19 protein-coding genes are annotated in these 22,127 nt (G+C 63.8%); 15 read left to right on the top strand and 4 right to left on the bottom strand.

Annotation, left to right across the window (positions count from 1 at the left end; genetic code table 11):
• Positions 1 to 25: 25 nt before the first annotated feature.
• From ACFQ00_RS18530 to ACFQ00_RS18485, 10 genes are all read left to right on the top strand, one after another.
• Positions 26 to 664 (top strand): XrtA/PEP-CTERM system exopolysaccharide export protein, encoded by a 639-nt coding sequence (locus ACFQ00_RS18530; protein WP_381494445.1) that lies wholly within the window; start codon positions 26 to 28, stop codon positions 662 to 664.
• A gap of 95 nt (positions 665 to 759) precedes the next feature.
• On the top strand, positions 760 to 2,280 hold the full coding sequence (locus tag ACFQ00_RS18525; RefSeq protein ID WP_381494442.1) for an XrtA system polysaccharide chain length determinant: 1,521 nt from the start codon (positions 760 to 762) through the stop codon (positions 2,278 to 2,280).
• 38 nt (positions 2,281 to 2,318) lie between these two features.
• A complete protein-coding gene (locus ACFQ00_RS18520) occupies positions 2,319 to 3,314 on the top strand; it encodes an XrtA-associated tyrosine autokinase (protein WP_381494439.1) in 996 nt (331 codons plus the stop codon).
• A gap of 1 nt (position 3,315) precedes the next feature.
• Positions 3,316 to 5,007 carry a hypothetical protein gene (locus ACFQ00_RS18515; RefSeq protein WP_381494436.1) on the top strand — a complete coding sequence of 564 codons (1,692 nt, stop codon included), beginning with the start codon at positions 3,316 to 3,318 and terminating at the stop codon, positions 5,005 to 5,007.
• A gap of 71 nt (positions 5,008 to 5,078) precedes the next feature.
• Positions 5,079 to 6,158, top strand: a complete 1,080-nt coding sequence (locus ACFQ00_RS18510) for an XrtA/PEP-CTERM system-associated ATPase (protein WP_381494433.1) — start codon at positions 5,079 to 5,081, stop codon at positions 6,156 to 6,158.
• Positions 6,155 to 7,033 (top strand): XrtA system polysaccharide deacetylase, encoded by an 879-nt coding sequence (locus ACFQ00_RS18505; RefSeq protein WP_381494430.1) that lies wholly within the window; start codon positions 6,155 to 6,157, stop codon positions 7,031 to 7,033. Before ACFQ00_RS18510 ends, ACFQ00_RS18505 begins: the two co-directional genes overlap by 4 nt.
• Positions 7,030 to 8,082, top strand: a complete 1,053-nt coding sequence (locus ACFQ00_RS18500) for a FemAB family XrtA/PEP-CTERM system-associated protein (RefSeq protein ID WP_381494427.1) — start codon at positions 7,030 to 7,032, stop codon at positions 8,080 to 8,082. Before ACFQ00_RS18505 ends, ACFQ00_RS18500 begins: the two co-directional genes overlap by 4 nt.
• Positions 8,083 to 8,086: 4 nt before the next feature.
• The gene (locus ACFQ00_RS18495) at positions 8,087 to 9,319 is read left to right on the top strand and encodes a TIGR03087 family PEP-CTERM/XrtA system glycosyltransferase (protein ID WP_381494424.1); all 1,233 of its coding nucleotides are present in this window, start codon (positions 8,087 to 8,089) and stop codon (positions 9,317 to 9,319) included.
• Positions 9,316 to 10,848, top strand: a complete 1,533-nt coding sequence (xrtA, locus tag ACFQ00_RS18490; RefSeq protein ID WP_381494421.1) for an exosortase A — start codon at positions 9,316 to 9,318, stop codon at positions 10,846 to 10,848. Before ACFQ00_RS18495 ends, xrtA begins: the two co-directional genes overlap by 4 nt.
• A gap of 4 nt (positions 10,849 to 10,852) precedes the next feature.
• The gene (locus ACFQ00_RS18485; RefSeq protein ID WP_381494418.1) at positions 10,853 to 12,772 is read left to right on the top strand and encodes an XrtA/PEP-CTERM system amidotransferase; all 1,920 of its coding nucleotides are present in this window, start codon (positions 10,853 to 10,855) and stop codon (positions 12,770 to 12,772) included.
• A gap of 4 nt (positions 12,773 to 12,776) precedes the next feature.
• On the opposite strand, the gene ACFQ00_RS18480 is transcribed toward ACFQ00_RS18485, so the two are convergent.
• The 3 genes from ACFQ00_RS18480 to fmt form a co-directional block, all read right to left on the bottom strand.
• Positions 12,777 to 13,145, bottom strand: a complete 369-nt coding sequence (locus ACFQ00_RS18480; RefSeq protein ID WP_381494415.1) for a hypothetical protein — start codon at positions 13,143 to 13,145, stop codon at positions 12,777 to 12,779.
• A 232-nt stretch (positions 13,146 to 13,377) separates the two neighbouring features.
• On the bottom strand, positions 13,378 to 14,118 hold the full coding sequence (truA, locus tag ACFQ00_RS18475) for a tRNA pseudouridine(38-40) synthase TruA (RefSeq protein WP_381494411.1): 741 nt from the start codon (positions 14,116 to 14,118) through the stop codon (positions 13,378 to 13,380).
• On the bottom strand, positions 14,118 to 15,023 hold the full coding sequence (gene fmt / locus ACFQ00_RS18470) for a methionyl-tRNA formyltransferase (RefSeq protein ID WP_381494408.1): 906 nt from the start codon (positions 15,021 to 15,023) through the stop codon (positions 14,118 to 14,120). The genes truA and fmt overlap by 1 nt, the downstream gene beginning before the upstream one ends.
• 68 nt (positions 15,024 to 15,091) lie before the next feature.
• Between fmt and recR the strand changes: the two genes are divergently transcribed.
• The 5 genes from recR to ACFQ00_RS18445 all read left to right on the top strand — a co-directional run bounded on the left by recR (position 15,092) and on the right by ACFQ00_RS18445 (position 20,019).
• Positions 15,092 to 15,688 (top strand): recombination mediator RecR, encoded by a 597-nt coding sequence (gene recR / locus ACFQ00_RS18465; RefSeq protein ID WP_381494405.1) that lies wholly within the window; start codon positions 15,092 to 15,094, stop codon positions 15,686 to 15,688.
• 78 nt (positions 15,689 to 15,766) lie between these two features.
• Positions 15,767 to 16,312 carry a peptide deformylase gene (gene def, locus ACFQ00_RS18460; protein WP_381494402.1) on the top strand — a complete coding sequence of 182 codons (546 nt, stop codon included), beginning with the start codon at positions 15,767 to 15,769 and terminating at the stop codon, positions 16,310 to 16,312.
• Positions 16,312 to 16,704 (top strand): DUF983 domain-containing protein, encoded by a 393-nt coding sequence (locus ACFQ00_RS18455; protein ID WP_381494400.1) that lies wholly within the window; start codon positions 16,312 to 16,314, stop codon positions 16,702 to 16,704. The genes def and ACFQ00_RS18455 overlap by 1 nt, the downstream gene beginning before the upstream one ends.
• A 189-nt stretch (positions 16,705 to 16,893) precedes the next feature.
• Positions 16,894 to 18,204, top strand: coding sequence for a surface lipoprotein assembly modifier (locus tag ACFQ00_RS18450; RefSeq protein WP_381495279.1), 1,311 nt, complete (start codon positions 16,894 to 16,896; stop codon positions 18,202 to 18,204).
• Positions 18,205 to 18,477: 273 nt separating this feature from the next.
• Positions 18,478 to 20,019, top strand: a complete 1,542-nt coding sequence (locus tag ACFQ00_RS18445; RefSeq protein WP_381494397.1) for a hypothetical protein — start codon at positions 18,478 to 18,480, stop codon at positions 20,017 to 20,019.
• Positions 20,020 to 20,037: 18 nt separating this feature from the next.
• Here the strand turns inward: ACFQ00_RS18445 and ACFQ00_RS18440 are convergent, their stop codons facing one another.
• Positions 20,038 to 21,960: a CocE/NonD family hydrolase gene (locus tag ACFQ00_RS18440; protein WP_381494395.1), complete on the bottom strand. Its 1,923-nt coding sequence runs from the start codon at positions 21,958 to 21,960 to the stop codon at positions 20,038 to 20,040.
• Positions 21,961 to 22,127: the final 167 nt, after the last annotated feature.

Raw genomic sequence — 22,127 nt, 5'->3', positions numbered from 1 at the left:
CGTTTGAAGAGGGGACTCATCTCAGATGGCGAAATCTTTTAATGTGGTCGTTCCGGCCCTGGCGGCGGCCCTGGCGCTTTCCGCCTGCGCCTCGAACAGTGGGCTGCCGACTTTGCCGCCCGCGCAATTCCAGGCTTCGGAGGATGGTCCCGGCGCCGAATACGTGGTCGGCCCGCTCGATTCCCTCAGTATCTTCGTTTGGCGCAATCCGGAGCTTTCGACGTCGGTGACCGTACGGCCCGACGGCCGCTTCACAACGCCGCTGATCGAGGACATGGTGGCGACGGGCAAGACGCCCTCTGCGCTCGCCCGCGAGGTCGAGCAGAAGCTCGCGACCTACATTCAGGAACCGATCGTTTCGGTGATCGTGAACAACTTCAACGGGCCGCTGTCGCAGCAGGTCCGCGTCGTTGGCGAAGCGGCGCGACCGCAGGCGATCCCGTTCCGTTCGAACATGACGCTGCTCGACGTGATGATCGCGGTCGGTGGTCTTACCGAATATGCTGCCGGCGACAGCGCCCGCCTGATCCGCTACGACAAGGCGAGCAACACGCAGAAAGAATATGCGGTCAAGATCGAAAGCCTGCTGAAAAGCGGCAAGACCAACGCGAACATTGCCGTGCAGCCCGGTGACGTCATCATCATTCCGGAAAGCTTTTTCTAAGCTTTCCGGAATAGGTACGGAGATCGGCCCCAGGCCATTCATCCTTGTCAGGCAGGCGGTCCGCGAAAGCCATGAATTCGATCCAGGAAGAAGTGATGACGACCCTTTATGGGGTCTGGCGCAAGCGCTGGTACGGGCTTGCGCTGATGTGGGCCGTTTGCCTCATAGGCTGGGTGTTCGTGGCAACGATCCCCAATGCCTATGAATCGCGCGCCCGCGTCTATGTCGACTGGGCATCGCTGATCCCGGAAAAGCTCGGCTATCAGGGCGCGAACATGCTGCGACAGGTGGACGTCGTTCGACGCACGCTGACGTCGCGCGTGAACATGGAGAAGGTCGTTCGCCGCACCGAACTTGATGTCGGTCTAGAAAACGACAAGGAACTGGATGCGCTCATCGAGCGGATGACGAACAACATCTCGGTGCAGAGCCAGCAGGCCGACCTGTTCACCATCGTCTACAAATCGGATGATCCCGACCGCAGCAACGCCCAGAACGCCAATCTCGCGCGGCGCGTCGTCGACAACCTCATCCAAATCTTCATGGAAGAGAATGTCGCGTCCGACCGCGACGATATCAACGAGGCGATCCGCTTCTTCGAGGATCAGCTGGCCGAGCGCGAACGCCAGCTTGAACAGGCCGAGCGTCGCAAGGCGGAGTTTGAGGAGAAATACCTCGGAATGCTCCCGGGCGAGGGCAATATCTCGACGCGGCTGTCGCAGTCGCGCAACAATCTGGACAATGTCGAGATCGAGCTCGCGCAGGCACGGAACTCGCTTCAGGCCTTGCAGCGCCAGATCGGCGGAACGCCTTCAACCATCAATGCGCCGTCGTTCGTGATCGAAAGCTCCTCGATGGGCGCCAGCCCGACGCAGCAGCAGATCGCGGCGCTGGGCCGCAGCCTCAGCGACATGTATGCGCGCGGCTGGACCGATCAGCACCCCGACGTGGTTGCCACGAAGGCGCAGGTGCGCCGTCTTGAGCAGCAGGCGGCCCGTGAGGCGAAAGACCCCGCGCTTCGCCAGCAGGCCGCGCAGGCGAACCCGGTCTACGTCAATCTCAGAAGCATGGTTTTCGAGCGCCAGTCCGCCGTCGCGGCGCTGGAAGCCCGGCGCGCGCAACTTCAGAACGCAATTTCCCAGATGTCGTCACGGCAGGTCCAGCAGCCCGGCATCGTTGCCGAGCAATCCAAGCTGAACCGCGATTATGAAGTGCTGCAGTCGCAGTACAACCAGCTGCTGAAATCGCGTGAGGAAATCCGCCTCAGGAGCGATGTCGAGACCAAGACGCAGCAGGTGAAGTTCCGCGTCGTCGATCCGCCCTCGCAGCCGCGCGAGCCGATCGCGCCGAACCGTCCGCTCTACCTCAGCCTGGTGCTGCTGGTCGGGCTCGGTGCTGGGGCCGCGCTCTCGTTCCTGCTGAGCCAGCTGCACACGACTTACATCACGGCGGCACAGCTCGAAAAGCGCTTCGACTATCCGGTGCTGGGTTCGGTCACGGAGATCGTTTCGGACAACCAGCGCGCCCAGAACAGGGTGTGGCTGTGGGGGTTCGGCGTGCTCAGCCTTGGGCTCATCGTGATCTATCTTGCCCTGCTGCTGTATGAACTCGTTTAACGCCCTGGCCCTGGCTGTGTGTGCGGAAGGTAATGAAGATGAGTGAAGAGAAACCGTCCGGAACGCCGCGCGCCTCGCTGCTTGAGCGGGCCGCCGGACGGCTTGATCAGGGTGTGCCTGCGAAACCCGCGGCGCCACGTTCCACGGTGACGCCGGCGGCGGCTCCCGCGCCAGCCCCTGCTCCTACGCCGCGCGCGCCTGCGCCGGTGGCCCCTGCCGCGGCGGCGCCGGCCCCGCAGCCGCAGTTCGCAACGCCGGAAACGCCCGTGGTGCACCTGCCCGCGGACGACAGCAATCGCACCAGCCGCCGCGGCGTTATCGATCTCGCTGAACTCCGCGATCTCGGCTACGTGGTGCCCGATGCACCCGCAACGGCCACCGCGGAAGAGTTCCGTATCGTGAAGCGGCAGCTCCTTATCAACGCCATGGCACGCGGCGAGAACGAGATCCGCAACGGTAACCTCATTCTCGTGTGCTCGGCGCAGCCGAACGAGGGCAAGACGTTCTGCGCGACGAACCTTGCGCTTTCGATCGCCTCAGAACGCGATCTCACCGTTCTGCTCGTCGATGCCGACTTCGCGAAGCCCGAGATTCTCTCGACGCTTGGCCTTGAAGGCGGCAAGGGCCTGATCGACGTGATCGCAGACCCGACGCTCGACCTTTCGGATTGCCTCATTCGCACCAACATCGAGAATCTCTCGGTGCTGCCCGCCGGGCGCCAGCACAACCTGACGACCGAACTGCTCGCGTCGGAACGCATGGGCGACATGGTCGAGGAAATCGCCAAGCGCTACAGCGACCGCATCGTGATCTTCGATTCCCCGCCCGCGCTGGCATCATCCGCCGCCTCGGTGCTCGCGATGCACGTGGGCCAGGTGATGTTCGTGGTCGAAGCCGAAAACACGCGCGAGACCGAGCTTCGCGACGGTCTTTCGATGATGAATGGCTGTGAGCACGTGCAGATGCTGCTCAACAAGGTGCGCTATGCCGGTGTCGGCAGGCGCTTCGGGACCTATTACGGCTATGGAAGCTGACATGGGCGCGACGATGAACGGCAGGAGCCGGGAGACAGGCCGCTGCCGTACGCTCGCAGCCACAGGCGTGGTCGTGTCCATGTTGACGGCGATGGTGCCGTCGTGTGCGTATGCCGACGTCGAGGTCAATCCCTTCGTGTCGCTCCGGCAGGTGATGTCGGATGGCTCGACCCGCGATGCGCGGGGATGGCTGGAAGCCGGCGCGGGCTTTGCTGCCCTACTCGATACCAATCGCGTCGATGGCAATATCAGCTATCGCTATATGCGCCGGTTCGAGGAATTCGGGAATATCAGCCAGAAAAATCGTCACAGCGCGAACGCCAACGTGCGTGCGGAGCTGATCGACGACTTCCTGCTGCTCAACGCTGGGGGTACGGCGTCGCAATACGCAACCGACATGCGCGGCTTCAATGCGATCAACCCCGATGATGAGAGCGGTAACCAGACGCAGGTTTTTTCGGGTTACGTAGAGCCGAGCATCCAGCAGCGCATCGGTGACTTCGCGACGTTCCAGGGGCGCTATCGCCTGGGCGCCGTATCTGCTGACTCGCCGCGCGAGGGTCTTACCAACCCCGGCAGCATCGGCCTTGATCCCAGCGACGGTATCGGATCGCGGCTGAGCGATTCCATTTCACAGACGGCGAGCTTGGCGCTTGCGTCCACGCGAGCGACCAACACCATCAACTGGTCGCTGAATGCGCAGGGCACACACGAGGATGTCGATCAGCTCAATCAGAAGTACCGCGGCTATAGCGCGGGTGGCGAACTGAGTTTCCGCATCTCCCGCAAGCTCGAGCTCATTGGCAGCGGTGGCTACGAAGATATTGAAAATACCCAGGATTCCATCCTTTTTGATGAAGAGACCGGACTGCCCGATCTCGATGACGACGGGCACTTTCAGATCGACCCGACGATGCCGCGCCGCACGGCCTATGATTTCAGCGGTGTCTACTGGAACGGAGGTTTCCGCTACACGCCATCACGTCGGACATCGTTCGAATTCCGGGCTGGTGAACGCTATGGCTCCGCGAACTTCTTCCTCGATTTCAACCACCGCTCGCGGAACGGCATGTCGGTTCGCGCCAACTTCCAGCAGACGCTGAACAGCTTCAGTCGCCTGCTGACACAGTCTTTCAACGGCATTCCGTACAACGTGGTTCGCGTTGGGGGGCTTGATCAGCTTGGCGTTCCCTTCTGCATCATTGGCGTCGATCCGGAATCCGATGATGGCGGTTGCCTTGGCGGTTTCACGCAGTCGCTGACGCCCGCGACCTTCAAATCGGATCGTGGGCTTCTGATGGTGTCCCGCAAGCTTGAGGCGCTGACCTGGTCGGCGACGGTCTACTACGACAAACGTCGTTATGTGGATTCGCAGCAGTTGCAGGCACCGACCGAGGTGGAGCTTCCCACCAGTCTCTTTGGCAACGATGTGTCCTTCGGTACGCGCGGACGTGTTGTGCTTCGACTTGGCGAACTCCAGTCACTTGGCTTTGATGCGCTGCTCGCACGCAACAGCTATGCGCTCTCGGCCCAGCGCAAGGACACGCAGCTCACGCTCGGCACGCAGTATTCGCGCCGGTTGAGCAAGAATCTGAGCGGCAATGCCTCACTTTATGGGACGCACCGCATCACGGAAACACGCCAGGATTCGTCAACCGTCACGGCATCCGTAGGTGTGAGATATAATTTCTGACGGCGGATTGACTGAAACGTCACGACTTCGGGGTAAGCTGAGGGGCGTTTTCAAGGAACACAGGCAAGAGCATGTACACCGAGTTCTACAATCTGAACGGACGCCCGTTCCAGCTGACGCCTGATCCGCGCTTCTACGTCGACACGCAGACGCACCGGAAGGCGATGGCATATCTCACCTACGGCCTTGGCCAGGGCGAGGGCTTCATCATCATCACCGGTGATGTCGGTGCGGGCAAAACGACGCTTGTTGGCCGCCTGCTGCAGACGATCGATCGTTCGAAGCTCGTGGTCGCGAACATCGTCACGTCGCTGGTGGATGCCGACAATCTTCTCAAGATGATCGCTACGGGTCTTGGCATCAACGCCGAGAACCTGGATGTCGCGACGCTGCTGACGCGCATCGAGAACTTCCTGCGCGTGCAGCATCAGCAGGGCCGCCGCGTGCTGCTGATCGTCGACGAGGCGCAGAACCTGCCGATCGGGTCGCTCGAACAGCTTCGGATGCTTTCGAACTTCAGCGCCGGCGCGCAGCCGCTCAGCCAGACGATCCTGCTCGGCCAGCCGGAATTCCGCGAGAAACTCGCAAATTCCTCGGAACTGGAACAGCTTCGCCAGCGCGTGATCGCCTCCCACCATCTGGAGCCGATGCGCCGTGACGAAATTCCGGCCTATGTCGAGAACCGGCTGGCGCTGTGCGGCTGGGCCGGCGACCCGACCTTCACCGAAGACGCTTACGACGCGCTTTTCGACTATTCGGGCGGCGTTCCGCGCAAGCTGAACAACCTGTGCGCGCGCGTGCTGCTGTTCGGTGCGCTCGAAGAGAAGCACGAAATCGACGAATCGATCGTGCGCGAGGTGACCGACGATCTGCAGCGCGACAACGCACCCCGCGACCGCGAAAAGATCATTCAGCCCAACAGTGGCTCGCTGGCTGCGCTGCCTGCGGTACAGCAGATGCAGCCGGTGGCTGGCATGGGCGGCGGTGCTGCCGCAGCGCTCGACGATCGTCTTTTCGCACGAATCGATCGTCTTGAACATTATGCTTCAGAAAACGACCGTAACCTTCGGCAAGTGCTTCGGATTCTCTCCGACCTCGTCGAGCAGAACGAGGTCGAGCGCGGACCCTACGGCGTCAGTCGAAGCGCATGAGCGGCGCGGTGGCGAACCGCGGCGTCTGCAATGCGATGTCGGTCGACGTGGAAGAACACTTCCAGGTTGGTGCCTTCGAAACGACGATTCGCCGCGAGGACTGGCCGCGCTGGGATAGCCGCGTCGTCCGGAACACCGAACGTGCGCTTGAACTCTTCGCCGACAAAGGCGTGTCGGCGACGTTCTTCACGCTTGGCTGGGTTGCGGAGCGCGAATCGGCGCTGATGCGCCGGATCGTGGAAAATGGCCACGAGATCGCCAACCACGGTTATGCGCATGACCGGGTGCACACCTTCACGCCGGAGAGCTTCCGGGCGGACATCCGCAAGGCGCGCGCGCTGATCGAGGATGCTGCAGGCGCCGAGGTAAAGGGCTACCGCGCGCCAAGCTTTTCGATCGGCAGCGGTAATCGCTGGGCGCTCGAGGTGCTCGCCGAGGAAGGTTACGCGTACAGCTCGTCGGTCGCGCCGATCCGGCACGATCACTACGGCTGGCCGGAAGCGCCGCGCTTTCCGCACACGCCGGTCGTGGGTTCGGATATGGTCGAGGTGCCGGTGACGACGGTGGAGTATGCGGGACGTCGCATGGCGTGCGGCGGCGGTGGCTTCTTCCGGTTGCTGCCTTACGGTCTTTCCGAATGGGCGATCGACCGTGTGAACCGCGTGGAAGGGCAGTCAACGGTGTTCTACTTCCACCCGTGGGAGATCGACCCCGAGCAGCCCGTGGTGCCGGGCGCGCCGCTCAAATCGCGCATCCGCCACTATACGAACCTCGACGTGATGGAGGCGAAACTCGCGCGCCTGCTGGACCGCTTCCGCTGGGACCGCATGGACCGCGTGTTTCTCGGCCGCGAGACGCTGAAGGCGGCGGCATGAACGCGGAAAGCCCGATCGCGCCGACAGTCACAGAGATCGACCTCGACGACGCCGGGGCGTCGTCGGCGTTCGATGCCGCCGTCCTCAAGCATCCGGGTGCGACCCCGTTCCATCGCACGGCATGGGGCAGGGCGATCCGCGACGCGCTCGGCCATACGCCGCACTACCTGATGGCGGGCGACGCGGTGCTGCCGCTGATCGCGCTGAAGTCCGGCCTGTTCGGATCGGCGCTGATCTCCAACGCTTTCGCCGTGCGCGGCGGGCCGCTCGCGGCCGATCCGCGCGCGCTTGCGGCGCTCGACAAGGCGGCGTGGGGGATCGCCGAGGCGGCGAACATCGGCGTGCTCGAATATCGCGGCACCGAGGCGCTGCATCCGGACTGGGCGGCGAAGGCGGAGACCTATGCGAACTTCGCGCGCCCACTCGACGCTGACAGCGAGGCGAATTTGAAGGCCATTCCGCGGAAGCAGCGCGCCGAGGTGCGACGCTCGCTGACGATGGACCTGAGCGTGCGCGTAGCTTCGGATGAAAAAGCGCTGCGCGACCATTTTGCCGTGTATTCGGAAAGTGTCCGCAACCTCGGTACGCCGGTGTTTCCGGCGCGGCTGTTCGCCGAGATCGTCCGGCATTTCGGCGAGGATGCCGACATTCTCACCGTCTACCATCAGGACGTGCCGGTCGCGTCGGTGCTCTCGGTGTACGATGCGAACACTGTCTATCCCTATTATGGCGGCGGGACGGCGGCGGCGCGGGCGCTGCGCGCCAACGATCACATGTACTGGATGCTGATGGAGCACGCCGTGGCGCGCGGGCGGCGGGCGTTCGATTTCGGGCGTTCGAAGTACGATACGGGCGCGTTCGCGTTCAAGAAGAACTGGGGCTTCGAGCCGCAGCCGCTCGTCTACGAATACCGGCTGGCGGAGGGGCGTACGATGCCCGATGTCAATCCGAACAACCCCAAGTACAAGCTGATGACCGAGGTGTGGAGCCGCCTGCCGCTGTGGCTTGCGAACCGCATGGGGCCGCTCGTTGCGCGGTCGCTGGGGTAAGACGATGGGCGACCTTCTGTTCCTTGCGCACCGCATCCCGTATCCGCCCGACAAGGGCGACAAGATTCGGTCGTGGAACATCCTGAAATATGTTGCGGAGCGCGTGCCCGTGCACCTCGGGGCGTTCGTGGACGATCCCGAAGATATGAAGCACGCCGATTTCCTGGCGAGCGTCTGCAAATCGGTGAAGCTGATCCCGATGGACCCGAAGGATCGGCTGAAGCGCGCGTGGGCGGGCTGGCGCAAGGGCGAGGCTCTGAGCATCGCGCTGTTCGATGACCGCGCGATGAAACGCTGGGTGTGGGACCGGGTGAAGCACAACGACATCGACCGCATGTTCGTGTTTTCGAGCCAAATGGCGCCCTATGCGCTCGGCCATACGTCGCAGGAGCGGCGTCTGGTGATGGATTTCGTCGATATCGATTCAGACAAGTTCGCTCAGTACGCAAAGGAAAGCCGCTGGCCGAAATCTTGGCTTTATGCGCGCGAGGCGAAGCTGCTCCAGGCGTTCGAGAAGCAGGTGGCGCGTCATGTCGACGTCAGCCTGTTCGTCTCCGATGCTGAAACCGCGATGTTCAAGCGGATCGCCGGGTCTTATGCGCACACGGTCGATACGCTGCACAACGGCGTCGATCTCGATTACTTCGCGCCCGGTGTCGACTTCGCGCCGCTTGGCGACGACGCCGGACCAAAGCTCGTGTTCACGGGCGCGATGGATTACCGGCCCAACGCCGATGCCGTCTGCTGGTTCGCCGACGCGATCCTGCCGCTTGTCCGCAAGCGCTATCCGCAGGCGCGCTTCTTCATTGTCGGCGGCAAGCCGACACCGGAGGTTCAGGCGCTCGGCAGCCGGGAAGGCATCGTCGTGACGGGACGTGTGCCCGATGTTCGGCCCTATGTCGCAGCGGCGGACGTGGCGGTTGCGCCGATCCGCATCGCGCGCGGCGTGCAGAACAAGGTGCTGGAAGCGATGGCAATGGCACGGCCCGTAGTGGCCACCGAGGCGGCATGGTCCGGCATTGACGCCGAACCGGAACGCGATCTCCTCGTACGCGATGATGTGGAAGCCTTCGCTGCGGGTGTTTGCGCCGTGCTGGATGACCCCGCGCTCGGCGCGCGCCTCGCCGAAAGCGGACGGCGGCAGGTCGAAAGCCGCTACGCATGGGCCGCGCAGCTCGCGAAGCTCGATGCCTGGCTCGGCCTCGGTGCGGCAGACTCGAAAGTGGAAGCGGCATGAACGATATGAGCGAGTTCGAAGCCAGGACGGCGGCAGACGGAAAGGGATGGCGCACAGCGATCATCGCGTGGGCGGTCGTGGCCGCGACGATCCTGCTGCTGCTTCACAAGGACGTCGCGCACATCTTCAACCTTTGGTGGAACACCGACACGTTCGGTCACTGCCTGCTCATCCCGCCGATCCTCGCCTATCTGGTGTGGCAGCGCCGCAGCGAGCTTTCCGCGCTGACGCCGAAGCCATGGTATCCGGCGGCGATCCTGATGGTGATCGGCGGCGCGGGCTGGTTGGTGGGCGAAGCCTCGGGCGTCGCGTTGCTGCGCCATACGGCGGTCGTCGGGCTCCTTATCGTCAGCGTGCCGCTCGTGTTCGGGCTCACGGTGTCGCGCGGGCTCGCGTTCGTGCTGTTCTTCGCGCTGTTCATGATCCCGGCGGGCGAGCAGCTCGTGCCGATCCTGCAGACGGTGACGGCGGCGATCTGCATCAAGCTCCTCGAATGGTCGGGCATTCCCGCCTTCATCGACGGCGTGTTCATCGCCATCCCCAACGGCAATTTCGAAGTCGCCGAGGCGTGCTCCGGCGTGCGCTTCCTGATCGCGATGATCGCTTTCAGCGTGCTTGTCGCCAACCTCTGCTTCAAGAGCTGGACACGGCGCATCCTGTTCGTGCTTTCGGCGATCGCGCTGTCGATCATCGCGAACGGCATCCGCGCGTTCGGCACGATCTACATTTCGCACCTGACGACGCCGGGCTTCGCCGCCGGGGTGGACCACATCATCTACGGCTGGATCTTCTTCGCGATCGTCATGTTCCTGCTGGTCGCGGTCGGCTGGCGCTTCTTCGACCGTCCGGTCGACGACCCGGCGTTCGACCCGGCGCGGCTGCAGCCCACACCGCCAACGCCGTCCGCACGGCGCGCGGCTTTCGTCGCGGCAGCGCTCGGCATTGCGGCTATGGCGGCGGGCCCCGTCTACGGCCTCGTCACCGCCAACCGCGCGCCCGATACCGTGACCGCCGCGATCGTGCTTCCCGACGTTCCGGGCTGGCAGCGGATCGAAGGCCGCGATTGGCAACCACATTACAAGGGCGTATCCGCCGAAGCCATCGCGCGTTACGTGGATGGCGAAGGCCAGCCGATCGACCTCTACATCGGCGTGTTCGACCGGCAGAGCGAAGACGGTGAACTCATCGGCTACAAGCAGGGTCTGCTTCCGCCCGAGACCGAATGGTCGTGGGCGCGCAACGAGAAGGGGCCGGCGAACGGCCGCGCGCAGCAGATCAAGAACGGCGGTACGGTGCGCGACAACTGGCAGTTCTTCCTCGTGAACGGCAAGCTGACCGGCAGCGACTACACGGCCAAGATCGAGGGGCTGAAATCGCGCCTCCTTGGCGGGGGGACGTTGGCGGGCACGCTCGTCATTTCGGCGGATCGGCGTGACGAGCTCGTAAGCGCCATGCCGGCGATCGAACGCTTCGCGTCGGCACTCGGCCCGGTCGATACCGCGATCGAGACCGCTACGGTGGAGCGCTAGCGCCATGTGCGGCATCGCCGGATATTTCGACCAGCGTGAGCACCGGACGATCCCGGAACCCGTGCTCCGCGCCATGACTGATGTGATCGCGCACCGCGGACCTGACGGCAGCGGTTTCTACCGCGCGCCGGGCGTGGGGCTCGGCCACCGGCGGCTCTCGATCATCGATATCGCGGGTGGCGTGCAGCCGATGCCGAGCGAAGACGGCAAGATCCAGATCATCTTCAACGGCGAGATCTACAATTTCCGCGAAGTGCGGAAGGAACTGCAGGCGCTGGGTCATACTTTCAGGCGCGACAGCGATACCGAGGTGATCATCGAAGCGTGGCGTGCGTGGGGCGAGGCCTGCGTCGACAAGCTGCGCGGCATGTTCGTTTTCGCGATCTGGGACGAGGCCGCGCGCGCGCTGTTCCTCGCGCGTGACCGGCTCGGCGTGAAGCCGCTCTATTACGCCGATCTTGGCGACGGGCGGTTCATCTTCGGATCGGAGATGAAGGTGCTGCTGATGTGGCCGGGGCTGTCCCGCGCCATCGATCCGCGCGCCATCGAGGATTATTTCGCCTACGGCTACGTGCCGGACGACAAGTGTCTTCTTGGTGCGGTGAAGAAGCTCCCGGCTGGGCACACGCTGACGCTGCGCTGGGGCGATGCTGCACCCGCACGCCCGCGCCGCTACTGGGACATCGCGTTCGATGGCCGCGTGAAGGGCTCGCCCGAGGCGCTGGCCGAGGAACTCACAGCGCGGATGCGCGAGGCGGTGGCATTGCGGTTGGTCGCGGACGTGCCGGTGGGCGCGTTCCTTTCGGGCGGTGTCGATTCAAGCGCGGTCGTCGCGCTGATGGCGGGGCTCATTGATACGCCGGTCAACAGCTGCTCGATCGGCTTCGACGACCCGGCCTACGACGAGACGGGCCACGCAGAAGCGATTGCCAAACGCTATGCGACGCACCACCGCGCGCGAACGGTGACGACTGACGACTACGGCCTCATCGACACGCTCGTGCGCGCATTCGACGAGCCGTTCGCTGACGCCTCCGCGCTGCCGACCTACCGCGTCAGCGAACTCGCGCGCGAGACGGTGACGGTGGCGCTTTCGGGCGACGGCGCCGACGAGGCGATGGCAGGCTACCGCCGCTATCGGCTTTACATGAACGAGGAGCGGGTGCGCGGGGCGCTCTCGCCGGGACTGCGCCAGAGCATCTTCGGGCGGTTGGGCCGGGCATGGCCGAAGCTCGACTGGGCGCCGCGCGTGCTGCGAGCGAAATCGACCTTCGAAGCCATCGCGATGGACAGTGCCGAGGCCTATTTCCACGCTGTGAGCGTGACGCCGGACCGCATCCGCTCGCGCCTGTTCTCGGACGCGCTGAAACGCGAGATCGGCGGCTATTGGGCGGGAACGCTTTATGCCGATACGATGCGGAACGCGCCCGCCGACGACATGCTCGGCCGCGCGCAATACGCCGACATGATGATCTGGCTGCCCGGCGACATCCTGACCAAGGTGGACCGCACGAGCATGGCGGTGAGCCTGGAGGCGCGCGAGCCGCTGCTCGACCATGAGCTCGTCGGCTGGATGGCAGGCCTACCGAGTGACTTCCGCCTGCATGGCGGGGAGGGCAAGTGGCTGCTGAAGAAGGCGATGGAGCCCTATCTGCCCAAGGATATCCTCTACCGGCGCAAGATGGGCTTCTCGGTGCCGATCGACCGCTGGTTCCGCGGCGCGCTGGCCGATCGCGTTGCGGCGCTCGCGAACGGCTCGAACGTTGCGGGAAGCGGCTGGTTCGACATGAACTATTTCGCGGCCTGCGCGGCGGCACACCGCAGCGGCCGAGCGGATCACAGCCGGCTCTTGTGGCAGATGCTGATGCTGGAAGGATCGCTCGCGGCGCTCACCGCCACGCCTGCGGCAGCGCTCGCGGCCTGAAGGCTTACTGAGCCGGTGCTGCGGGTACGGCGGCGGGTGTTTCGGCAGACGTGGTTTCAGCCGGCTGTGCAGGCGCGGTCGTTTCCGGCGCAGTACCGCTCTTCGCCGAGGCGACTGCGCTTGAATGCGCACGTGCAATATCGGCAGCCGCATCGGTCTGGCGGACCTTCACGGTCTTCAGCGTCGATGCCGGGCGCGTCTGGTCCCGCTCCGACATCAGCGGCGTCATCGTGCTCGCATAGATCGAGCTGTCGCGCAGCGCGTGATAGGTGAGCAGAAGCCCGATACCGGCAAAAAGGATGACCCCGGCAAGCCAGAGCAGAATCGTGTTACGCGCAGCCGTGTGCCGTTCCGTGCGGACGTGTGACGCCATTTTCAACCCTTCATCCGGCAGCTGCCATGGCTTCATTCTTGAAGCTGCGACAGGCGCCACCGGCCTCTTTCCCTAAGACTCAGGACTTGAGAGTTTGTTACTCTTCGAATTCTTCACGCAACAAATGCATAGACTGTGCCAAAATGGGAAAGGCGCGTGTTTCAAGGATGTTACGTCACAGCTTGTGACAGAACCGGAATGAAGCGCGTGAAAACGTAAAGGATTTCGACACTTACCCGTAACGGGCGGAGGCGAAAAAAAGCCCATCCGGCGGGGCGTTTAGCCCGAGCGCCGTGCGGTCCACCGCGTCGAGGGCATGGCGAAGATCGTCCGCGCTCCAACTACCGTCCCCGACCAGCTTCAGGCAGCCGACCATCGAGCGGACCTGATGATGGAGGAACGAGCGGGCGGCGGCGTGGATCGCAATCCGGTCGCCGTCGCGCACGACGTCTAGCTGGTCGAGCGTCTTGAGGGGGCTCGCGGACTGGCAGTGCACCGAACGGAACGTCGTGAAGTCGTGGCGGCCAACGAGAATCTGTGCGGCGGCGTGCATGGCGTCTGCATCGAGCGGGCGCGCGACATGCCACGCGAGGCCGGACTGCCACGTGAGCGGCGCACGCCGGTTGATGATGTCGTAGCGGTAGCGACGGCCCGTGCAGTCGAAGCGCGCGTGGAAATCGGGCGCGGCGGCCTCGCACGCCACGACCGCGACCGGGGCGGGCCGGAGATGCGCGTTCAGCGCTTCCTGCAGGCGGAACGGGGCCAGCGGCTTTGTGATGTCGACGTGTGCGACCTGTCCCTCGGCATGAACTCCTGCGTCCGTGCGTCCGCAGCCGTATACGAGCGTTTCCGCCTGCGTGACGGCGAAGACGGCCTCCTCCAACGTCTGCTGAACGCTGGGGCCATTGTCCTGCCGCTGCCAGCCGACGAAGGGCCGGCCATCATATTCGATGGTCAGCTTGAAGCGCTGCATCAGCCGAGCCGCGTGCCCGCCGGAACGGGGAAACCGCGTAGCACTTCGGCGATGTCCATCGCGCGCTTTCCGGAGCGCTGGACAAGCGTGGGGCGCACTGCGCCCGCGCCGCAGGCGATGGTGAGGCGGTCGTCGATCGTGGTGGCCGGTTCGCCCGCGCCATCCACAACCTCGCAGGCGAGGATGCGCAGGCGCTCCTCTCCGAGCGGCGCGAACGCGCCGGGGGCGGGGTTGAACGCTCGGACGGCGCGTTCGACATCCACGGCGCTTTTTGTGAAATCGAGTGCGGCTTCGGCCTTGTCGATCTTGTGCGCGTAGGTGACACCTTCGGCAGGCTGGGTTTCGGCGGCCAGCGTGTCGAGACGGGCGAGGGCGTCCACGATCAGCTCTGCGCCCATCGCGGCGAGTTCTTCGGTCAGCTCACCCGCGGTTTTCGCATCGACCGGCGTTTCGGCGATGAGCAGCATCGGCCCCGTGTCGAGCCCGCGTTCCATCTGCATGATGGTTACACCCGTGGTGGTGTCTCCGGCGAGGATGGCCCGCTGGATCGGGGCGGCGCCGCGCCAGCGGGGGAGGAGCGAGGCGTGGATGTTGAGGCAGCCGAGACGCGGTGCGTCTAGGATAGCTTGCGGCAGGATCAGGCCGTAGGCGGCGACGACCGCAACGTCGGCATCGAGTGCGGCAAAGGTGAGCCGGTCGGCTTCTTCCTTGAAGTTCACGGGGTAGTGCACGGGAAGGCCGAGACGCTCCGCCGCCTGCTGCACGGGCGACGCCTGCGGCTGCTTGCCGCGCTGCGCGGGGCGGGGCGGCTGCGTGTAGACGGCGACGACATCGTGCCCCGCCGCCACGAGGGCCTCGAGCGCCGGCACCGCGAAAGCCGGGGTTCCCATGAAGACGATCCGCATGTCCGCCCCGCTAGCCCCCGCGCGGGGCACTTGCAAGACGCCCGCGCGCACCGATAGATGGGCATCCTATGTCGTCCCCCGAAATCGACGCGCTGACGCAGGCGCTCTCGCGGCTTCCCGGCCTTGGGCCGCGCTCGGCGCGCCGCGCGGTGCTGCACCTGCTGAAACGCCGCGAGATCGCTCTGAAGCCGCTGATCGCGGCGCTGCAGGCGGTGGAACAAAATCTCGCCACGTGCGCCATCTGCGGCAACGTGGATACGGCGAACCCCTGCGGTGTCTGTACCGACCCGCGCCGCGACGCGAAGCTGCTGTGCGTGGTGGAAGAGGTGGCGGATCTGTGGGCGATGGATCGCGCGCGGCTGTTTCCGGGCCGCTTCCACGTGCTCGGTGGGCGGCTTTCCGCGCTCGAAGGCGTGGGGCCGGACGATCTCAGCATCGCACAACTGATGGCGCGGGTGAACGCGGGCGGCATCGAGGAGGTCGTGCTCGCCATGAACGCCACGATGGAAGGCGCGACGACGATGCACTACTTGGCCGAGCGGCTGGCGGGCTCCGGCGTTTCGGTGACGCAGCTCGCGCACGGCGTGCCGGTGGGCGGCGAACTCGATTATCTCGACGAAGGTACGATCGCGCAGGCGCTGCGCGCGCGCAGACCTGTGGCCTAAGCTGGGCCTTAGTCGGATCTGAACTACGCGACATTCAGGCACCTTGACCCTGCGCGCCCGCGTACCTAGCTAGCGTTCATGGCCATTCTACCCATTCTCGAAGCGCCGGATGCCCGGCTGCGGCAGGTTTCCGAACCCGTGGAGCGCGTGGACGACGAGCTCCGCCGGTTCATGGACGACATGCTGGAGACGATGTACGACGCGCCCGGTATCGGCCTTGCCGCCATTCAGGTCGGCGTGGCGAAGCGCGTGCTGGTGATCGATCTGCAGGAACCGGCCGAAGGCGCGGAAGACGTGCCCGCGAACCGCGTGAAAAAGCCGCTTTACTTCGTGAACCCGGAAATTACCTGGGAATCCGAGGAGCTGGCGACCTACAACGAGGGCTGCCTCTCCGTGCCCGAGCAGTATGCGGACGTAGACCGCCCCGCGCGCATCCGCGCGACGTGGCTGGATTACGACGGCAAGGCGCACGAGGAAGAGATCGACGGCCTGCTCGCCACCTGCCTGCAGCATGAGATGGACCACCTCGAAGGCATCCTCTTCGTGGATCATCTTTCCAAGCTGAAGCGCGACATATTGCTGAAGAAGCTCGCCAAGCTCCGCAAAGGTTCAAAGGCCGCCTGATGACCATTGAGACCGCTGACGACGAAAACCGGAGCTTCCGGAACTTCCTGCCGCGCGCACTCGCGGGCAAATGCCCGGCGTGCGGCGAGGCGAAGCTGTTCCGCAGCTTCCTGAAACCCGTGGACCACTGCCCGAAGTGCGGCGAGGCATGGCACCACCATCAGGCCGATGACTTCCCGCCCTATATCGTCATCCTGCTGCTCGGCCATATCCTCGTACCGACGATGTACGAGGTGAACACGGCGTTCGACGTGCCCTACGAATGGCAGATCCCGATCTGGATCAGCCTGACGGCCGCGCTCGCGCTCGCTATGCTGCAGCCCGTGAAGGGCGCGGTGATCGGGTATCAGTGGGCGAAGCGGCTGCACGGATTTGGGGACGCGACAGAATAGGGGCCGCCGTGCCAAACCTGCCCCGGCGACGTGCTGCGGGATGCATCAATAAAACGCTCAGGTTTTGGCGTTAGTCCATCGGTCTTGTTTCGTCAGAATGCGAAAAGGCCGAAAACGTGTTGCGTGATGTTCCAGTATTCGCTTCGGCCGTGGCCTTGCATGTTTAAGACCTTGCATTGCCTTGTGGGAATGCTGGTCTTGGCGTGGTCCGTTCAAGCCTTCGCACAAACCCACGTCGCTGAGCCTCAATCGCAGCAATCGATGGAGCTTTCGGCGGCACAGCTGTTCGATTTCGCCAAGCAGGCGCAAGCCGCCGACGACGTTGAGGCGGCGCGGACGGCCTATCTCGCGTTGGCTGAAAACCCCGACATCGAAATCCGGACGGAAGCTCGGTTTCGTCTCGCGATGATGCTGGCGGAGAAGGGGAAGAATTATCGTGAGGCGGCTGTTCTGCTTCGGGAAATTCTCGATGAGAAGCCGAACGCGGCACGGGTGCGGGTCGAGTTGGCGCGGATACAGGCGCTGATGGGAAACCTTGGTGCTGCGGAACGCGAATTGCGGGCGGCGCAGGCGGCTGGGCTGCCGCCTGAAATCGAGCCGCTGATCCGTTTCTATGCGCAGGCGCTCGGCGCGCGCAAACCCTTCGGCGGCAGTCTGGAGGTCGCATTCGCGCCGGACAGCAACGTCAATCGCGCCACGCGCTCCGAAACGCTGGGAACGGTGATCGGGAACTTTGATCTCAGCAGGGATGCGCGCGAAACCTCCGGGCTTGGCTTGTCCTTGCGGGGGCAGGCCTATGTGCGGGCAGCTGTCGATCCCCATGTCGACATCCTGCTGCGCGCGTCGGGTGCGGCGAGGGTGTACCGGGATGGAGAGTTCGATGATTATGCGATGTCCTTTCAGGCCGGGCCGCAGTTTCTTTCGGGCACGGACAGGATCAGTCTCGCCGGTCTGGTGGGCTGGCGATGGTATGGTCGTGAGCCCTACGAATTTTCTTATGGTTTGACCGGCAATCTGCAGCACCCGCTCGGCAAACGTGCGCAGATGAGGGTGGACGGGGCTGTAACGCGGAGCGAGGATCGGCGCTCATCTCTGCGCGATGCGGACCGCTACAGCCTTTCCGTTGGAATCGACCGTGCCTTCACGTCCAGCTTTGGCGGAGGCGTACACGCTTCAGGGCTGCGGCGGGCGGCGAGAGACCCGGGCTATTCAACTGCGGGCGGCGGGATCGGCGGATATCTCTTTGTTGAGATGGGCAAGGTTACTTCGGTGTTAAGTATAAAATATGATTATCTTGAAGCCGACAAAAGGTTGTTTCTTTACCCAAAGCGTAGAGTCGATAATCGATATGAAGTGGGAGTATCGGCAACGTTAAGGAAATTCAGGGTAGGTTCATTCGCACCTATATTGAAATTGTCCTTTGAACGGAACACGTCGACGATAGAGTTGTATGATTACAAGCGTATCGCTGGAGAAGTTGGAATCACGGCGGCGTTCTAGTGAGTTGCGGGGGATAGCGTTATGAAATCGATCGGACAGGTCAAATGGCTGCCTCTTGGCGCAGCTTCCCTCATGCTCGCGGCATGTGGAGGTGGTTCCGGCGGAGGTGTGAACACCACGCCGCCAGCGCCGACACCCACACCTACGCCCACACCTACGCCTACTCCGACGCCAACACCGACCCCAACTCCGGCGCCCGAGCCTGACGTTGCCGAGCTCGTGGAGAGCCAAAGCTTCACTGGACCTTCAAGTCGAAACACCGTGGCGCTTCAGATGCCTGGGGGGATCGTCGACTCTACCTCGGTCAACCTGGGTGAGATCAGCATCTCCTACAATGCCGCGACCGGCACCTACACGATGACCCGCGACGGCATCACCCAGAGCTTCTCGCCCGCCAACCGCGTGGCAACCAGCAGCGATGCGGATCGCCGGTATGTCGTCACGACAACCGGGTCTTCCGAAGCGCTCACGCTCATCGACACGTCGTACACATCCGATCTCAGGACGCGCTACGTCGGGCTCGGGTTCTGGCAATCCAACACGCGCAGCGGCAGCCTGCAGAACACGGCGTTCGACGTGTTCGTCTACGGCTTCCCGACCGATACCGCCGCAGTGCCGCGAATGGGCTCCGCGCAGTACACGACGGACGTGTTCGGGCTGACCACGCAGGTCGGCCGCGATCCGCTGACATTTGCGGGCACCGGGCCGACCGTGTTCGACTTCGACCGCAGCACGTTCACGATCGATACGAACCTTCAGGAATACTACTTCGTGACCGGTGCCGGGGTGACGGGCGCGTTGTCCTTCCGCGCGGCAGGCACGCTCGATTCCGGTGATGGCCGGTTTTCAGGCACGTTCCGCTATGAGGGGTCGCTCGATCCCGTCGCGGGCCAGCTGAACGGGCGCTTTTATGGTCCCGAAGCGCAAGAGGCCGGCGGCGTGTTCACCGGTGACAACGGCAGCGGCGGTACGGTCGTGGGTGGCTTCACGGCCGCCAATCCCACCGCGCCCAACCGGAACATCACGCTGACGAATCTCAATCACAACATGGGGCTTTTCGCGCTGGGCGGCGAGTATAGCGGTCTGCAACTCAAGGACGGAACGGATGACGGCACGTCCGAAGCCAGGCTGCTGACGAAGGGCCTGTTTTATTACACCGACGGCCGTTACGCGATTTCCGGCGCCGATGGCGCCGAAGTAGAATTTGCCGCAACGGACCGCGTGGACGGCAGTGCCGATGCGTTCACGGTTTACCGGAAAACAGTGGGCGGTGAGACGGTCGAGATGTCGCTCTACAAGCCGGATGGCCCGGGCGAGATCGAACTGACCTACGCCAGTTTCGGCGAATATGCCCGCTTCAAGGAAACCGCAGACGCGAACGAAATCACCCGCACGTTCCTCAGCTATGGGTTGGAGACGGCGCCGGGGGTTCTTCTCGGGCGGACGGGAACCGCAACCTATAACGGCATCGTTATCGGCGCTGCGGGCAGTGCGGGTGCGCAGCAGCAACTCGCCGTGACCGGCACTTCGCAATTCCAGATCGATTTCGCCTCGCAGGGGTACGGCGGCTGGCTGAGACTTCAGGGCGCTGACCGTGTGGGCGGCTCGACCGTCGATTTCGGCCAGTTCGATCTGGTGACCGGCACGGGGCTGGCGGACAGCGCCTTCCTGACCGGGCTGACGAAGTCCGGGAGCACCGTGGGCGATATTTACATGCGCTTCTTCGGCCCGAACGGCGACGAGATGGCCGGATCCTTCGGTCTCATCACCGGCGGGCGCGTGATTACGGGAGCCACAGCCGCTGTTCGCGACTAGCGCGCACGGCGGTCTGGTCTACTCCACCAGCGGCAGTTCGATCCGGCTCGGATATTGTGCCGAGGTGTAAATCCGCTGGGTGGCCTTTTTGTAGTCCTCCGGCTTCGCGAAGAAGATGTTGGGCACGAAGGTCTGCGGGTTGCGGTCGTAGAGGGGGAACCAGCTGGACTGGATCTGCACCATGATGCGGTGGCCCTTCAGGAATCTGTGGCTCACGTCCGGCAGCTTGATCTCGTAGGGAACGACCTTGTTCGCAGGGATCGCGCTCGGTTTCGACGGGTCGTCGCGGTAGCGGCCGCGCAGGATGTCCATCGAGATCGCGAGTTCGTAGCCGGCGAGTTCGGGCGCCGGAGCGTATTCGGCGGGGTAGACGTCGATCAGCTTCACCACCCAGTCGCTGTCCGTGCCGCTCGTGGAGGCGAAAAACTTTGCGATCGGTTGGCCCGCGAGGCGCACGTCTTCGGTGAGCACCTCGCTGACGAAGGTGACGACGTCGGGCCGCGCTTCGGCGAAGCGTTGGTCGTCCACCAGCCAGCGGCCCCATGAGGTGTTGGGGTTGTATGTGGAGAGGATCGGGCGCTCGCGGTACGTCACCGGGCGCGCAGGATCGGACACATATTCGGAGAAGGCGGCGCGCGCCGTGGGTGTCTTCCAGCCGAGTGCGCCGTTCGCCTGCAGGTAGATCGGCTTCGACTGCGAGGGGCAGCCGCTCGCGCACGAGATCGGCCAGCGGTCGTAGCGGTGCCAGACGTTGGCGCCGGTTTCGAATGCCGTGACGGGCGCGAGCTCGGCCTTTGGCGCGTTATTCTTGAGGTGCGCGTCGAAGAACGGGATCAGCACTTCGCTGCGATACCAGGCTGAGGTGTTGCTGCCGAAATCAATGGCGCCGAGCTTCGTGCCGCTCGCCATGTTGCTCTGGCCGTGCTGCCACGGGCCGATGATCATGTAGTTGCCACCGTTGCCGGCATCCTTCGCTTCCATCGCCTTGTAGACGGCGGGAGCGCCGTAAATGTCTTCCTGGTCCCACAGGCTGTGGACGTGGAGCGTCGGCACCTTCAGCGGTTCCTTCGCGAGGATTTTGTCGAGCGCCTGGCCTTTCCAATATTCATCGTAAGCCGGGTGTGCGGCCGCCTTCTTGAAGATCGGGAACTCTTCGATGCCGAGCACCTTCGCCATGCCGCTCGCGGAGCCGGCACTGAGCCAGCTCTCATACGTGTCGTAGCGATCGAACTGCAGCGCGTACTTCGAGGACTTGTCGGCGGTCATCCGGTAGACCCAGTCGAGGAAGCTCTGCCGATAAGCGCCGTTGTGAAACCAGTCGTCGCCGATCCAGCCGTCGACGAGCGGATTGATCGGTACCGCAGCGCCGAGCGCCGGGTGCGGGTTCACGAGGCTCATCAGCGTCGTGAAGCCGCCGTAGCTGACGCCGATGGTGCCGACCTTGCCGTTCGTCTCGGGGATGTTTTTCACGAGCCAATCGATGCTGTCCCACGTGTCGGTCGAATGATCGGTGTTCGCGGGGTTGAGCGGACCGACGAGCGGCCGGGCGACGACATAGTCGCCTTCCGAACGAAAGCGGCCGCGCACGTCCTGCACCGCAATGATGTAGCCTGCGTCGGCAAGCTCGGCATAAGTGAGCGGCAGCGCGAGCTTGTAAGTGTTCGAGGCGAGGCCAGTGATTGCCTTGTCCGCCGAATAGGGCGTGCGCGAGAAGATGATCGGAGCGTTCTTCGCGCCCTTCGGGATCACGAGATTGACGTGCAGCTTCACGCCGTCGCGCATCGGGATCTGCACCTCACGGATCGTGAAATCCTTGACGTCGTCGGAGGGCTTGAAATTGGCGGGGATGTCGCTCGTCGGCAGAGGTTCCGCGGCTGCAGGCACCGCTGCGGCGGCGAGGGTGGAGGCGAGGAGGGCGGCGAGACAGCGGCGTGCGAGCATATGAGTTCCCCTATGATCTTGCCGTAACCATAGACACGATTCCTGTTTGAGCAAGTTATTCTCTGTTTGGAAAATATGGGCCTAATCAACGCTCTGGCCCATGCATTCATCATTTGTCATACTGATGAAGATAATGAAGATGTAAAAGCAGGGGGGAAGACTGTGCG

It is taken from the genome of Sphingosinicella xenopeptidilytica, assembly GCF_042676985.1.
Classification (GTDB): domain Bacteria; phylum Pseudomonadota; class Alphaproteobacteria; order Sphingomonadales; family Sphingomonadaceae; genus Sphingosinicella; species Sphingosinicella xenopeptidilytica.
This window is presented reverse-complemented; position numbering and strand designations above follow the sequence as displayed.